This is a genomic window from Neobacillus drentensis, assembly GCF_036962765.1.
GTDB classification, from domain to species: Bacteria; Bacillota; Bacilli; order Bacillales; family Cytobacillaceae; genus Neobacillus; species Neobacillus drentensis_C.
The window spans coordinates 696-1022 of record NZ_JBALOS010000222.1; the positions used below are offsets into that span (position 1 = coordinate 696).

Sequence of the window (327 nt, forward strand, 5' to 3'; positions counted from 1 at the left end):
GAAATATCTTCTTCAGACTTTTTCATATCAGTGGAATTTTTGGCTAAGTCCTTTTCTTCTGTTTGAGATTTCTTAATCCTTAAGTTATTAGAAGCAAACTCATCCTTTGTTTGAACCATCTTTGATTCAATTTTTATTGGTTGTGCCCAAACCAATGTATTGTTAGGTTCAACTATTACTTCTTTAATGGCCTCTTCTTTTTTCATAGCAGATTTATCTTTACTAGTCGTATTTTTTTGTTTCTTTTCAGAACTATTGCTGGACTCTTTTGATCCTGACTTTGATTTCTTATCTTTTTTGGAATCATCTTTATCACCAGAAGAGGAT

At 31.2% G+C, this 327-nt stretch carries 1 protein-coding gene; it reads right to left on the reverse strand.

Annotation, left to right across the window (positions count from 1 at the left end; genetic code table 11):
* A partial coding sequence (locus tag V7137_RS23810) for a hypothetical protein (RefSeq protein ID WP_335700367.1) occupies positions 1-327 on the reverse strand: 327 nt, incomplete at both ends.